The organism is Christiangramia pacifica (genome assembly GCF_057221535.1).
This window is the reverse complement of record NZ_CM170146.1, coordinates 1,746,280-1,761,193: the sequence shown is the minus strand read 5'-3', so window position 1 is coordinate 1,761,193 and position 14,914 is coordinate 1,746,280. Positions and strand designations below refer to the sequence as shown.

Annotated in this window: 14 protein-coding genes; 10 read left to right on the top strand and 4 right to left on the bottom strand. The window is 36.7% G+C overall.

Annotated features, from left to right (window positions below):
- Positions 1-2 precede the first annotated feature (2 nt).
- Positions 3-2,294: a TonB-dependent receptor family protein gene (locus tag AC2S94_RS08105; protein ID WP_484628102.1), complete on the bottom strand. Its 2,292-nt coding sequence runs from the start codon at positions 2,292-2,294 to the stop codon at positions 3-5.
- A gap of 176 nt (positions 2,295-2,470) precedes the next feature.
- On the opposite strand from AC2S94_RS08105, the gene AC2S94_RS08100 reads away from it, so the two are divergent.
- Positions 2,471-4,222 carry a M14 family metallopeptidase gene (locus AC2S94_RS08100; protein WP_484628101.1) on the top strand — a complete coding sequence of 584 codons (1,752 nt, stop codon included), beginning with the start codon at positions 2,471-2,473 and terminating at the stop codon, positions 4,220-4,222.
- Here AC2S94_RS08100 and AC2S94_RS08095 read toward each other — a convergent pair.
- Entirely contained in the window at positions 4,190-4,813 is a 624-nt protein-coding gene (locus tag AC2S94_RS08095; RefSeq protein WP_484628100.1) for an NUDIX hydrolase, read from the bottom strand. The genes AC2S94_RS08100 and AC2S94_RS08095 overlap by 33 nt on opposite strands.
- Before the next feature lie 8 nt (positions 4,814-4,821).
- Here AC2S94_RS08095 and pyrE point away from each other — a divergent pair, with 8 nt between their 5' ends.
- The gene (gene pyrE / locus AC2S94_RS08090; protein ID WP_484628099.1) at positions 4,822-5,463 is read left to right on the top strand and encodes an orotate phosphoribosyltransferase; all 642 of its coding nucleotides are present in this window, start codon (positions 4,822-4,824) and stop codon (positions 5,461-5,463) included.
- Between the two features lies 1 nt (position 5,464).
- Positions 5,465-5,857 carry an SRPBCC family protein gene (locus tag AC2S94_RS08085; RefSeq protein ID WP_484628098.1) on the top strand — a complete coding sequence of 131 codons (393 nt, stop codon included), beginning with the start codon at positions 5,465-5,467 and terminating at the stop codon, positions 5,855-5,857.
- A 51-nt stretch (positions 5,858-5,908) separates the two neighbouring features.
- Here the strand turns inward: AC2S94_RS08085 and AC2S94_RS08080 are convergent, their stop codons facing one another.
- Complete coding sequence (locus AC2S94_RS08080; RefSeq protein ID WP_484628097.1) at positions 5,909-6,640, bottom strand: biotin--[acetyl-CoA-carboxylase] ligase; 732 nt, start codon at positions 6,638-6,640, stop codon at positions 5,909-5,911.
- A gap of 92 nt (positions 6,641-6,732) precedes the next feature.
- Between AC2S94_RS08080 and rsfS the strand changes: the two genes are divergently transcribed.
- From rsfS to AC2S94_RS08050, 6 genes are all read left to right on the top strand, one after another.
- Positions 6,733-7,104 (top strand): ribosome silencing factor, encoded by a 372-nt coding sequence (rsfS, locus tag AC2S94_RS08075; RefSeq protein ID WP_089666629.1) that lies wholly within the window; start codon positions 6,733-6,735, stop codon positions 7,102-7,104.
- Positions 7,105-7,130: 26 nt separating this feature from the next.
- Complete coding sequence (ftsH, locus tag AC2S94_RS08070; RefSeq protein WP_484628096.1) at positions 7,131-9,191, top strand: ATP-dependent zinc metalloprotease FtsH; 2,061 nt, start codon at positions 7,131-7,133, stop codon at positions 9,189-9,191.
- A gap of 96 nt (positions 9,192-9,287) precedes the next feature.
- Complete coding sequence (locus AC2S94_RS08065) at positions 9,288-9,899, top strand: LUD domain-containing protein (protein WP_484628095.1); 612 nt, start codon at positions 9,288-9,290, stop codon at positions 9,897-9,899.
- A gap of 3 nt (positions 9,900-9,902) precedes the next feature.
- Positions 9,903-10,706, top strand: coding sequence for a phosphatidate cytidylyltransferase (locus AC2S94_RS08060; RefSeq protein WP_484628094.1), 804 nt, complete (start codon positions 9,903-9,905; stop codon positions 10,704-10,706).
- On the top strand, positions 10,696-11,352 hold the full coding sequence (locus AC2S94_RS08055; protein ID WP_484628093.1) for a phosphatidylserine decarboxylase family protein: 657 nt from the start codon (positions 10,696-10,698) through the stop codon (positions 11,350-11,352). The genes AC2S94_RS08060 and AC2S94_RS08055 overlap by 11 nt, the downstream gene beginning before the upstream one ends.
- Positions 11,353-11,357: 5 nt before the next feature.
- A complete protein-coding gene (locus AC2S94_RS08050; RefSeq protein WP_484628092.1) occupies positions 11,358-11,633 on the top strand; it encodes an acyl-CoA-binding protein in 276 nt (91 codons plus the stop codon).
- A 70-nt stretch (positions 11,634-11,703) separates the two neighbouring features.
- Here AC2S94_RS08050 and AC2S94_RS08045 read toward each other — a convergent pair whose 3' ends face one another.
- Positions 11,704-14,334 (bottom strand): valine--tRNA ligase, encoded by a 2,631-nt coding sequence (locus AC2S94_RS08045; protein WP_484628091.1) that lies wholly within the window; start codon positions 14,332-14,334, stop codon positions 11,704-11,706.
- A 133-nt stretch (positions 14,335-14,467) separates the two neighbouring features.
- On the opposite strand from AC2S94_RS08045, the gene AC2S94_RS08040 reads away from it, so the two are divergent.
- Entirely contained in the window at positions 14,468-14,860 is a 393-nt protein-coding gene (locus AC2S94_RS08040; RefSeq protein ID WP_484628090.1) for a DUF1573 domain-containing protein, read from the top strand.
- Positions 14,861-14,914 lie beyond the last annotated feature (54 nt).

The window sequence follows — 14,914 nt, the reverse complement described above, 5'->3', positions numbered from 1 at the left end:
TTTTATAAGTTAAAAATCAGCCTGGCTCCACCGAAATAATTTCTCGGATTTTCTGGATAATAATAACGCGGAGCAGATCCTCCGAAGCCAACTGCATTTGTGACAATACTTGCTGCATAGCTTTGATCCAGAAGATTATTAATTCCAAAATTAAATTGGAGTGCAAGTTTTTCGTTCAAATCCCAATCATAATTCAATTTTAGATTCAATAATTGATAAGGTTCAGTATATCCGGAATTTGCATCATTTAGTGCCATTTCTCCAAATGCCTGGTAATTAATTCTACCCGTAAAATCCTTAAACGCAAGCTCCATTCCAGGTGAGATCATATATTCAGGAACACCGGGAATAGTATTTCCAGAATAGTTTTCGCCAAGATCAACAAATTTATCAAAACTGAAAAAGTTGAAATTTGAATTCAGAAACCATTTTAATCGAATATCCTCTGATAAATTTGTTTGGTAAACTGAACTGAACTCAACCCCGTTATGGTCTGCTTTTCCGGCATTCACTCCAACATATTGATCCTGTCCTACTCTTCTAGCCACTAACAAATTCCTGATCTGGATAGTATATAAATTCAATTCGGTATACAGTCTATTTCCTAGCCAATTGCCCTTGAACCCGATCTCGTAATTCCATCCTGTTTCAGTTTTAAGGTCTGTATTTATTAAGCCTTCAGGCGTTAAGGTTTCTGCAACCGTTGGTGTTGAGAAACCATGACTGGCAGAGATATAAAAGTTTTTACCTTCAAAAGCTTCGTACGTAAAGCCTAACCGGGGCGAAAGAATAGGATCAAAAGAATAATCACCAGACTGATCTATATTGTCTTCTGTAAAATCATCTTCAAGATCATAGCTAGTCACGTTAAAATTCAGACCTATTTCCGCGGAAAGTTTTGAAGTTATTTCCGAATTCCATTGAGCAAACACATTCAGATAATTACGAACCTGTTCATTAAAATTTAAGCGATCTCCCTGTAAACTTCTTCTTTCTTCCGTTTGCTCATAAAGATTTTCAAAAGTGCCTGTTTCGTAAAGTTCAAGCATGGTTTCTGCCCCGAAACTTAACTCCGACTGTTTTGAGAAAATAGAAGTCTTGTAATTAAATTTGGTTCTGGCTCCAAAAGAATGCCTTTCTTCATCCAGTATATTAAATGGCCTCGGTTCATAACCATCTCTAGAATTATAAAAAACTGAAGTAGAATTAATGAATCTTTCCGAAAAATGATGTTCGTAAGCAATCCCGATAATATTTTTATCATAAGATTCGTAACCTGCAGCCTGATTCCAGGTGAAAGCCGCTTTTTCAGGGTTATTTCTAAAATCTGTTTCGTTCAAAGAACTAGGTATAAATGCTTTTAGATTGGTATAAGAAAAAAAGAATGACCAGTAATTCCCAGATTTATTGATCAGGCCGGCAGATCCAAGCATCGATATCCTATCGTAATCTCCATTCTGTCTAAAGCCGTCACTTTGCACCTGATTATAATTAAAAGAAAGATCGAGACTATCTTTCACGTAACTTAAATTTGCTCTGGTTTTCCGGGTATTAAAGCTGCCATAACTAAAATCTGTCGTAATAGATTTCTGATCTCTCCTATTGCGTTTTGTAAATAAATTAATAGAACCACCCAGCCCGGCTCCATAAGCTGAAGAAACCGGTCCTTTATATATTTCAATTCTATCCAGGTATTCAGAATCAAAATCATCCAACGTTAATTCTCCTTCGGCAGTGGTTAAAGGAATACCGTTTATATAAGCCTTAATTCGGTTAGTACTGTATTGCGATCTTGCGCCTATTCCTCGAATATTGATCTTATTGGTATTCAGAGCACCCTGACTTACAAAAACTCCGGGTACGAAATTGAAATTTTGAACAAGATTAAAGTTATCCGTTTTTTGAAGATCGTTTTCAGAAATAAGACCAACAGAAGCAGGTATTTCCCTGATTTTCTCCGGAATATTAGAACTACGAATGATCACTTCAGATAATTGATCAATATCCTTTTCGAGATAAACCTTTATCTCACTAGTCTTCTTTTGAAAGGCCATAATTGCCCCCAAATAACCCGACATGCAAAATTCCAATTCTAGCGGATATTCGAAATTCTGAAATTTGAAATTCCCATACCTGTCTGTTCTTTGACTTTCACCAGAATTCCTATCAGTGACTTTCACATTCTCCAAAGGAAATTGATATCTACTATCCATCACTCTTCCCTTTATCTTCTGGGAACTGACAGATTGTATAAAAAATAAAAAGATAAAAGAGAAAATCAGGTACTTCTTCAAGACAATTGGTTTTAGTCACAATTTTAAACATAATTGAGTAGAAAAAACTGGTTTTCTCAACTTTAAAAATTGCTTTTAAATATTTTAAGGAAAGTCTGAAAATGAGATAAGCCTGATGTTTTTGGTTGCTTTCAGACTTTTTAGTTAAGTTTACGGCTAGATTTTTAGAAAATTTTATGAAAAAACTGTGGTTGATATTGGGGATTGTAATCAGCCTTTCGTCTTGTGATTTTTCTAAGTACAAGCTAGTTAAAGATTACGATTTCGAAACCCGATTTGAGAAATCTGTAGGTACCGAAACCGGCACCTATGCAGAGGTTATAGAATTTTATAAGAAACTGGCAGATGCTTACCCAAGCATTAGCCTGGAGGAATTTGGTGAAACTGATAGTGGTTTACCACTACACCTGGCCATTTACAATCCTGCCGGCGAATTTGATCTTGAAAAACTTAGAAAGTCTAATAGTGTCATGCTTATCAATAATGGTATTCATCCTGGTGAAAGTGATGGAATAGATGCTACCATGATGCTTTTTAGAGATATGGCGGCCGATTCTATTGGCTCTCCAAAAAACACCATTGTCGCTACCATCCCTATTTACAATGTTGGCGGAGCGCTGAATAGAAATTCAAGCACAAGGACAAATCAAAACGGTCCTAAAGAATACGGCTTTAGAGGAAATGCTCGTAATTACGATCTCAACAGAGATTTCATAAAATCTGACACTAAAAACGCTCAGACATTTTACGAGATATTTCACTATCTGAATCCCGATGTATTTATTGACAATCATGTAAGCAATGGTGCAGATTATCAATATACGCTAACCCATTTATTCACCCAGCATGATAAGCTTGGTGGAAACCTAGGAGATTATGTCCAGAAGAAAATGATGCCGGCCCTGGAAGACTCATTACAGGCAAAGGACTGGGATATCACTCCTTATGTAAATGTTTTTAATGAGGTTCCTGAAACCGGATTTTCACAATTCATGGATTCTCCAAGATATTCAACCGGTTATGCTGCCCTCTGGAATACTTTAGGTATGATGGTGGAAACCCATATGCTAAAACCCTACGATAAAAGAGTCTGGGGAACCTACGAACTCATGAGATCGATGATCAAGATCACAGATGCTGAGAGTTCAGTTATTAAGGATTTGAGGAATCAAGCCAGAAGAAAATATCTTACAGATCGAAAATATAACTTGAAATTTGAAGTAGATGAAGAGAATCCTTCCAAACGAAATTTCAAAGGTTTTGAAGGTGAAAATATAGCTAGTGATGTGACTGGCCAAGAACGATTGAAATATGATCGTGATCAACCTTTCAACAAAGAGATAGAGTATTTTGATAATTTCAAGGTAACCGAGGAGATCGAAATTCCACGTGCGTACATCATTCCGCAAGGTTGGTGGCCTGTAATAGATCGCTTAGAAATGAACAATATTAAAATGGAAACTCTGGAAAGAGATACCGTTATCAATGTTGAAGTTTACAAGATCGAAGATTATCAGACTACTAAAACGGCCTACGAAGGTCACTATCCACACAGTAATACTCAGGTTTCAAGGACTTCTGAAGATGTTAGATTCCGTAAGGGAGATTATCTTATCACCACTTTTCAGGACGGAGCGCGTTATTTGCTTGAAACACTGGAACCATCTGCAGTAGACTCATTTTTCAACTGGAACTTTTTCGATACGGTGCTTCAGCAAAAAGAAGGATTCTCTCCATATGTTTTTGAAGATATTGCAAAAGGGATGCTAGCAGCAGATCCTGAACTTAAAGATGAGTTTGAAACTAAAAAGCAGGAAGATTCAGATTTTCGAAATAACTGGTATGCTCAATTAGATTGGCTGCACAAAAAATCAGGTAATTATGAGCAAGCTCATTTACGCTACCCAGTCTTCCGACTTCCCCGCTAGAAACTTTTCAGGAAACAGCATTTTGATATTGGCATAAGATTTTTTTAAAGCTTTCTGAGTTTTTTCAAAATCCTTCCATTTCGCCTTTTTAATGCCTTCTTTTACCTCAGGAACGAGTTCGCCGTCAAAATCGGTATGCATTTCATACCAATAAGTCTCTTTCAGCTTTAATTTTCCCTTTCTTTTGAAAACATGATAGGTTTTGGTGATAAACCTTGTAATCTCAAGATTCTGAACTCCAGTCTCCTCTTCTACTTCTCTAATGGCAGATTCTTCAATGCTTTCATTCTTTTCTGTTTTACCTTTAGGAAGGTCCCAGCGATTATTTCTGTAAATAAATAGGATCTCTTTTTTGGAATTTACCACCATACCTCCTGCCGCGGTAACCACCTTCATCTTTTTAAAAAGAAGCTTTAATAGCTTGTTCTCATCTTTATGATAAAGATTTACATAATGTAATTTCCCCTTTAAAATTTTTCTGATCACTTTTTTCAGTCTAACAGTCTTCAAAGGAAAAGAAGTGTAGTTTTCCCCAATTTCTTTCTTTGTAGAAACAATTATGGGAATATCATTCACAAAAACTTTATACATTTGCAGCTATGATTTTGAATAAAGAAACAGCAAAAAAGACTGCTGAGCTTTTATTGCAAATTAAAGCAATAAAATTAGAACCACAAGAGCCTTTTACTTGGGCCAGCGGCTGGAAGTCGCCAATTTATTGTGATAACAGGATCATTTTGTCTTACCCAATGATCAGAAATTACGTTAGGGAGAACTTCGCCAAACAGATTGAAGAAAAGTATGGCAAGCCAGATGTGATTGCAGCCGTAGCTACGGGTGCCATTGGAATAGGAATGTTGGTAGCAGAATATCTAAGTCTGCCATTTGCCTACGTAAGACCTGAACCGAAAGGTCATGGAAGACAAAATCAGATCGAGGGTAATCTGGAAGAAGGTCAAACGGTGGTAGTTATTGAAGATCTTATAAGTACAGGGAATAGCAGTTTGAATGCTGTTAAAGCTTTAAAAGAAGCCGGAGCCAATGTAAAGGGCATGTTCGCGATCTTTACTTATGGATTTGATACTTCGGTGAAAAATTTTGAAAACCTGGAAATCGAACTGCATACCCTCAGCGATTACGAAAATCTGATAGAAACCGCTCAAAAAACGAATTATATAAATATTGAAGAAGCAGGTGTGCTACGCAAGTGGAGAGAAGATCCTGCAAACTGGAAACCATAATATGAAATTAGAAAGCCAAAAAGTAACTGCAGATAAAAGTCAGCAGGAAATGTTCCAATTCCTAACCAATGTTGAGAATTATGAACAAATAATGCCTTCGAGCAAAGAAAAATTCCAAGTATTAACTGAAGACAGCTTTCTTTTTCAATTAAAAGGAATGCCAGAGATAAGACTGAAGATCATTGAAACTAATGAACCCAATCTTGTGGTTCTTGGCTCTACTTCAGATAAATTTCCTTTCAGACTAAAAACACATATTGAAGATGCCGATAACGGGAAAAGTGAAGTGAACATGGAATTTGAAGGAGAATTTAATGCGATGATGAGCATGATGATCAAAAGTCCATTAAAGAAATTCATAACAGCCTTAACTGAGAATATTGGAAAGCTGTAAATTGAAAATCATCAAAGTTTAAAGCCGGAGCGATTGTTCCGGCTTTTTTATTTAATAAAGCAGCTGGATCTCCTTCAAATCATAAGTCTGAAAAACGCTGTCTTCTATTTCCAGGTTCAATTTACCTTCGGTGGTCACACCCCTGATAATCCCATTGAATTTTTCGCCATTTTTTGAAGCGAACGAAGAAACCACATTAAGCCTGAACATTTTTTTAGCATATTCTTCCAGGATCTCAGTAGCTTTTCTGGAATTCAGTAATTTCAGCGCATTTTCAATTTCAGCGACAAATTTTAAAAGCAATTCATCCAGATCATAGGATTTTTCTGAAACAGATTTTAGGGAGCCAGCCTGCGGAAGCTGATCAAAATTATCCTGATTTACATTTAGTCCTATACCGATGATGCTGGCGACAATTCCTTCGGTCTTTACAATGTTCTCTATAAGAATGCCACCAATCTTCTTTTTTGCTGACAGAATGTCGTTAGGCCATTTCACCTTAAGGTCAGGAATTTCAAGTCGTTCCAATACCTTCAGAACAGCCAAAGAAATGGTTGCACTCAATAGAAAATGCCTGGAAATATTCAGTTTATTTTGAGGATACAGAATACTGAAAGTGAGATTCTGACCTGCTTCAGACTCCCAATTTGAACCTCGCTGACCACGTCCTTCGGTTTGAGCGATCGCTCTTACGCAAACCGGTTCAAAATCAGTATTTCCTTCGTAAAATTTTCTAACGAAAGAATTGGTAGAGTCAATGGCATTAACTTTGATTATACGCATATATAAGTATAAGAGATAAGGCGTTAAAATCTTCTTTAACAATCTCTTTAAAAGAGCAAAAAATGATAAATTTGCGTAAATAAATTAATTTAATGTCGAAAAAGGAAAAAAACAGCGATCAACTTATTGCACATATCATAAAAGGGATAGAAGAAGTGAAGGGTAATGATATTGATATCCTGGACCTTAGAGAAATTGAAAATACAGTTTGTGATTACTTTATAATCTGCAATGGTACTTCAAATACGCAGGTTAACGCCATAGTAAATTCCATACAAAAAACAGTAAGTAAAAACCTGAAAGACAAACCCTGGCATATTGAAGGGAGCGAAAACGCAGAATGGGTACTCATGGACTACGTAAATGTAGTTGTTCACGTATTTCAGAAACATATCAGGGAATTTTACGATATTGAGAGCCTATGGGGTGACGCGAAGATCACTTCCATAGAAAGCAGTTATTAAATCTAAATTATTAGAAGAAGCACAGAATGGCGAATCAAAAATCGAAGAAAAAATTAGATCCCAAAAAACCTAAATTTAGTGCCTACTGGATTTATGCGGCGATCATTATTATATTTTTAGGACTTAATCTGTTTGGTGACGGAGGTTTCTCTGAACCAGCAAAAACGAATCCGGCAGAATTTAAAGAGTATCTAAGAAGCGGTGATGTCAAAAAGGTTGAGATCATAAACCGCAACCAGGCGAGAGTTTATCTTACCCCAGAAGCTAAAGAAAAGGATATACATAAAAAGAATATAGACCCTGATCTTTTCCCGACCGGTGAATCTCCGACTTATACTTTTCAGTTTGGAGACCTTCAGAATTTTGAAAATGATATCAATGAGATCAAGAAAGAAAATAATCTTGATACGGTAGTTACTTATGATACTTCCAGCGACGTATTAGGTGACCTTTTCTGGGCATTATTACCGTTTATCCTGATCATCGGAGTCTGGATATTTATTATGAGAAAAATGAGCTCTGGTGCCGGAGGAGGTGCAGGAGGTCAAATCTTCAATATTGGGAAATCAAAGGCTAAACTTTTTGACCAAAATACAGATGTAAAAACATCATTTAAAGATGTTGCAGGTCTTGAAGGTGCTAAGGAAGAAGTTCAGGAGATTGTGGATTTCCTTAAACAACCTGAAAAATACACCGCGCTTGGTGGGAAAATTCCGAAGGGAGCACTATTAGTAGGACCTCCGGGAACTGGTAAAACTTTACTTGCAAAAGCTGTTGCCGGAGAGGCGAAAGTTCCATTCTTTTCACTTTCAGGTTCAGATTTCGTTGAAATGTTTGTTGGAGTTGGAGCATCTCGAGTAAGAGATCTGTTCAAACAAGCAAAAGAAAAATCACCATCTATCATTTTTATTGATGAGATTGATGCGATTGGTAGGGCCAGAGGAAAAAGTAATTTCTCAGGATCTAATGATGAGCGTGAGAATACCCTAAACCAGTTATTAACTGAGATGGATGGTTTTGGAACGAACACAAATGTGATCGTGATCGCAGCAACCAACCGTGCAGATGTACTGGATAAAGCTTTAATGCGTGCAGGACGTTTTGATAGACAGATCTATGTTGACCTTCCAGACCTGAACGAAAGAAAAGAAATATTTGAAGTTCACTTAGCTCCTCTAAAAAGAGTTGCTGATGAGTTGGATACTGAATTCTTAGCTAAACAAACTCCTGGATTTTCAGGAGCAGATATTGCCAACGTATGTAACGAAGCTGCTCTAATTGCAGCAAGAAAAGGAAATAAAGCTGTTGGAAAACAGGATTTTCTGGATGCGGTAGATCGTATCGTTGGTGGACTTGAAAAGAAAAATAAAATCATTACTCCTAGTGAGAAAAAAGCGATTGCATTTCACGAAGCAGGTCACGCCACAGTGAGCTGGATGCTTGAACATGCGGCTCCGCTAGTAAAAGTAACTATTGTGCCTCGAGGCCAATCCCTTGGTGCAGCTTGGTATTTACCTGAGGAAAGACTTATTGTTAGACCAGAACAGATGCTGGACGAGATGTGTGCCGCTTTAGGTGGACGTGCAGCAGAAAAAGTGATTTTCAACAAGATCTCTACCGGAGCGCTTAGTGATCTGGAGAAGGTTACTAAACAGGCAAGAGCAATGGTTACAATTTATGGTCTTAACGAGGCTGTTGGTAATCTTACTTATTACGATTCATCAGGACAAAGCGAATATAATTTCACCAAACCTTATAGTGAAAAGACTTCTGAATTGATAGATAAGGAAATTTCTAACCTCATCGAAGATCAATATAGAAGAGCTCTTGATCTATTGGAGAAGAATAAAGATAAGCTTACTGAGCTTGCAGAAATACTTCTGGATAAAGAAGTTATCTTTAAAGATGACCTTGAAAAGATCTTTGGAAAGCGTCCTTTTGAAAAAGAAAAGGAAGAAGGAAAGCCGTTAAAAGAAAAGAACACTATACAGGAAAGTGCAGAAAACGAGGCTGAAACCAAGGATGTAAAAGGTAAAAATACAGACGAAGAAGGAGAATTAACTGAAAAAGATTCGGTTAATAAGTAGTGTAGAAGTTAAAGTAAAAAATCTGAAATTAAACAATGGTTAATTTCAGATTTTTTAACTTTGATAAATTGACTGTAAGAATCACACCCAAACTCTATGAATCTATTCAAGAGGTTTCTTAATCCCAAGTCGAAAGCAGACCAGGAGCAGGATATCCCTGAGAATGCAGACAGAGGGAAATATATGCCGGAGGTAAAATTACCAACCGATGAGCGTTTTATGCTCAATTTTAAAAATAACGGAGGTAAATTCTTATACTGCATAGATGATGCAGAAGTTCAGGAAGCATTCGACAACATTCTAATGGAGAATGATTGGTATGAAAAACAGTGCTGTTGCTTTGACGAGCAGCTTATGAACAAATTCAAGGATTTCAACCTCGAATTTAATAAATCTGCTAACGCAGAATTCTACTTATCAACATGTGAGTTCCTGGTTGCAAATGATGGATCTATTTTAATTTCATCCAATCAAATCAAGGAAAGAAAACTGCATGATCTTCCTGCTAATTTTATCATACTATCCTCTACAAGTCAGCTAATTGATACTATTGGAGAAGGCTTAAGAGGAATCAAATTTAAAAACAAACAGCAAATCCCTTCCAATATCACCACGATCAAGAATTTTGAAACTCAAAAAGAAGGTGATTTCATGAGTTATGGAAGTAGTACAAAAAACCTATATTTGCTGCTGCTGGAAGATCTGTAATTTATGAGGGAAACCATTATTCGTGCTGTTTCGGGATTGTTGTATACATCCATATTGGTTGCTTCCATCCTATCTTCAGAAGTGATCTTCATCATCCTCTTTTATTTATTAAGCCTTGTATGTCTTATAGAAATGCAAAAATTATTGCGCTTGAAAAGTTATGCGCTTTACTTTTTACAGGCCATTTTATTTTACCTGTTCAGCTTTTTAAAATTTAATCAGGATGCTACTATATTATTGTTATTAATAACTGTTTTCGTAAATCTATTCCTTGTAAAGGATTTGATTGTCGTTAAGAAAATTCCTGTTTTCGAGAAGAAGAAATATATCATAATTATTTTCTATTTGATTTCTTCCACCATATTCCTAACCCTTATTCCAACGATAGAAGGTGTATTCATACCAAAGCTGGTAATAGGAATTTTCTTCCTTATCTGGACGAATGATACCTTTGCATATTTGATTGGAAAAAATTTCGGAAAAAGGAAATTATATGAAAAGATCTCTCCCAATAAAACCATCGAAGGTTTCCTGGGCGGACTTGTCTTTAGTGTTTTGATGAGTTATGCTATTTGGTATTATACCGATTTCTTAACGATGTGGACATGGCTGGGAATGGCGATCATTTTAAGTATTTTTGGCACCCTCGGAGATTTGATCCAGTCAAAATTTAAAAGACAGGCAGGTGTAAAAGACAGCGGAAAATTAATGCCTGGCCACGGAGGATTGTTTGACAGGCTGGATAGTATTATCTTTGCCAGTCCATTCATTTATGCTTATTTATATATATTGAACTATGTTTCATAAAGAAGGATATAAAATAATGACTATTACTGCGATCATTCTTATCGCAATAAATATCATTACTTACAGTTTTATAAATGTCTACTGGATTAAATTTCTAATCCTTGTAGCTTCAATTTTCTTTTTCCTTCTGATCGTTCAGTTTTTCAGAAATCCAAAAAGAAATACGAGCCTCAATAATAAACATATCATTGCTCCTGTAGATGGAAAAGTGGTTGCTATTGAAGAGGTTTATGAAAAAGAATATTTTAAAGATAAGAGGTTGCAAATTTCAATTTTCATGTCTCCTATCAATGTTCATGTTACTCGCCATCCTGTTGGGGGTAAAGTAACTTACAGTAAATATCATCCTGGAAAATTCCTGGTTGCCTGGCATCCTAAATCCAGCGAAGAAAATGAAAGAACTACGGTAGTGGTGAAAAACGAAACTGCCGGTGAGATCCTTTATAGACAGATTGCCGGAGCTCTGGCTAAACGAATTGTGAATTATGCTGAAGTAGATACTGAAGTTGTTCAGGGAAGCGATAGCGGATTTATCAAATTCGGAAGTAGAGTTGATGTTTTTGTACCTATTGGAACAAAGATTAATGTAGAAATCAATCAAAAAGTTAAAGGAGGCGTTAGCGTAATCGCTGATGTTGCTTCTTAATACAAATGATGGCAGAAGAAAACGCAAAGTTTCTAAAAGCCTATGAAATGGCAAGCAGCACCAATCAGCAGTTCCCACCTGATGTGCTCCTACATTTTTACGCGCTTTATAAAAGAGCTACGGAAAAAAACGGGTTCTATATTCCTCCTACCAACCAGGGTGACCTTAGAAGTGCATTTAAGATCAATGCACTCGTACAAGTAAAGGAATTAAGCAAACAAGAGGCTGAAGAAAAATACATAGAACTTGTAGAAGAACATATCGGAGAAATACCGCGATAATCTCTTCCATTTAATCATAAAAAAAAGAGGACAGTTTGTCCTCTTTTTTATTTTATTGCCAATTGCAAAATTATCCCAGGCTTTTTAAACTAGCTTTCAAAGCTTCTATTTTAGCCTCTGCATCAGCCTTTTTGGTCTTTTCAATTTCAACAACTTTCTCTGGAGCATTATTTACAAAACGCTCATTCGATAGTTTTTTATCCACAGATTTCAGAAAGCCTTCAGTATAACTCAATTCTTCCTGGATCTTTTTCTTTTCAGCTTCAACATCAATCGCTCCCACGATAGGGATAAAATATTCATTGGATCTAACTCTAAATGACAAAGCTCCATCTACAGAACCATTTACATACTCAAGCCTAGAAATATTCCCCATTTTTGAGATGACACTATCAAATGTCTTCGAGGTATTTTCATTATTTAGAACACTCAGTTCAATTTCGTTCTTAAATGAAATATTCTTGTCTTTTCTGATCTTTCTCACTCCAGCAATAACTTCAGCAGCATGAGAGAATTCTTTTATGATATCCTCATTAAATTGAACCTGTTCAGGCCATTTCGCAACAATTAAAGCTTCCTCCGGACTTCTATCTGTAATTTCCTGCCAAATCTCTTCTGTAACAAACGGCATGAAAGGATGAAGAATTTTTAAATTATCTTCAAGAATTGCAATTACAGCTTTGTAAGTTTTTGCATCGATCGGCTCGCCATAACCAGGCTTGACCATTTCCAGAAACCAGCTACAGTAATCATCCCATATCAATTTATATGTAGACATCAAAGCATCACTAATTCTGTATTTTGAATAATGATCTTCAATTTCCCTAATCGTTTTCTGGAATTTTGCAGTATACCAATCGATAGCCATTTTAGCAGTCTCAGGCTGCTCTATTTCTTCTGAAACTTCCCAACCCTGAACAAGACGGAAAGCATTCCAAATTTTATTGGTAAATCCACTACCCTGCTTACAAAGATCTTCATCGAACATAAGGTCATTACCTGCAGGCGAGCTCAATAACATACCAACCCGAACGCCATCTGCCCCGTATTGATCTATCAATGCCAATGGATCTGGAGAATTCCCCAGAGATTTCGACATTTTTCTTCTTTGCTTGTCTCTAACAATCCCGGTTAAATAAACATTTTTGAAAGGTCTCTCTCCTCTGTATTCATAACCTGCCATGATCATTCTGGCAACCCAGAAAAACAGAATTTCTGGAGCTGTTACCAAGTCATTAGTTGGGTAATAATATTCAATCTCTTTATTTTCAGGCTCCAATATTCCATTGAACACGCTCATTGGCCATAACCATGAAGAGAACCAGGTATCCAGGGCATCTTTATCCTGAGTTAGATCAGACGAAGTCAAGTTATTATTTCCAGTCGCCTCTTTTGCTTTATCCAGCGCCTGTTCTGCAGTTTCTGCCACTACGAAATCATTTTTACCAGTTCCATAGTAATATGCAGGAATTTGATGTCCCCACCATAACTGACGAGAAATATTCCAGTCTCGAACATTTTCCATCCAGTGGCGGTAAGTGTTCAGAAATTTTTCCGGTACAAGATTGATATCATCACCCAGAACCGCTTCGATGGCCGGTTGAGCCATTTCTTTCATTTTCAGAAACCATTGATCACTTAATTTCGGTTCGATCACGGCACCAGTCCTTTCGCTAGTTCCAACTTTATTTACATAGTCTTCAACCTTGTCTACAAATCCAGATAATTCAAGCTCTTCAACAATTTCTGCTCTTACCACGAATCTATCTTTCCCTTCATAGTGAAGTCCATAATGATTCAAAGTAGCATCATCATTAAAAATATCGATCACATCCAGGTCATGCTTATCCCCAAGGTTTTTGTCATTTTCATCATGCGCAGGAGTGACCTTAAGGCAACCTGTACCAAATTCCATATCTACATATTCATCCTCGATGATCGGTATAGTTCGATTACAAATTGGAACGATCGCCTTCTTTCCTTTTAAATGCGTAAATCTTTCATCATTAGGATTAATACATATAGCAGTATCTCCTAAAATTGTTTCAGGTCGGGTAGTCGCGATAGTCAGATAGTCATCAGAACCATCCACTTTATATTTAAGATGGTAAAGCTTACCATTTCTTTCTTCATAATTAACCTCTTCATCAGAAAGCGTGGTTTTCGCCTGAGGATCCCAGTTTACCATTCGATATCCACGGTAAACAAGACCTTTTTCATAAAGATCAACAAAAACCTTGATCACGGATGCAGACATGTCATCATCCATGGTGAATTTAGTACGCTCCCAGTCACAGGAAGCACCTAACTTTTTCAATTGCTGAAGAATAATTCCTCCGTGTTTATTTGTCCAGTCCCAGGCGTGTTGTAGAAATTCCTCACGTGAAAGATCATTTTTTTCAATTCCTTCAGCTTTCAATTTTGCCACGACTTTTGCCTCAGTTGCAATAGAAGCATGGTCTGTTCCAGGAACCCAACATGCGTTATAACCTTTTAAACGCGCCCTTCTCACTAAAACATCCTGAATTGTATTATTCAGCATATGCCCCATATGAAGAACACCTGTAACGTTAGGTGGAGGAATAACAATTGTATACGGCTCTCTTTCATCTACTTCTGAATGAAAGTAATTATTTTTCATCCAGTAGTCGTACCACTTATCCTCTACTTTTTTCGCATTATATTGTGAAGCAATTGCCATTTCTTGGTCTGATTTTTGAATATTGGCAAAAGTAATTATTAATGTAGGATTATGAAAGCTGTTGAAATGATTAAAATTTTTGAGTTTTGAAGTATTTCGAGCTATCTTTACTAATCCGATTAAAATTTGAATTATGAAAAAATTTATTGTAATAGCCATTTTCGTTTTTGCTGGTCTGGCAACCACTCAGGCACAAAAGACGGCAAAGATCGAATTCAAGTCAGAAACAATTGACTATGGCGAAATCATGAGAGGAAGCGACGGCCTTAGAGTATTTGAATTTACAAATGTTGGTGATGCTCCTTTGATTATTGAAGATGTGAAATCCAGCTGTGGTTGTACGGTGCCAAAAAAACCGAAAGATCCAATCATGCCTGGAGAAACCGGTGAGATAGAGGTTAAATATGACACCAAAAGAGTTGGACCAATTAGAAAAACTGTTACGGTATATTCCAATGCGGAAGAACCAGTAAAAGCTTTAAAAATTAAAGGTCTGGTAAAAGAAGAAGCTGGAGACAGCAAATAAAATCGCTCAAATCATTTAAAGCCTTCCAATTTGGAGGGCTTTTTTTATTAAAAT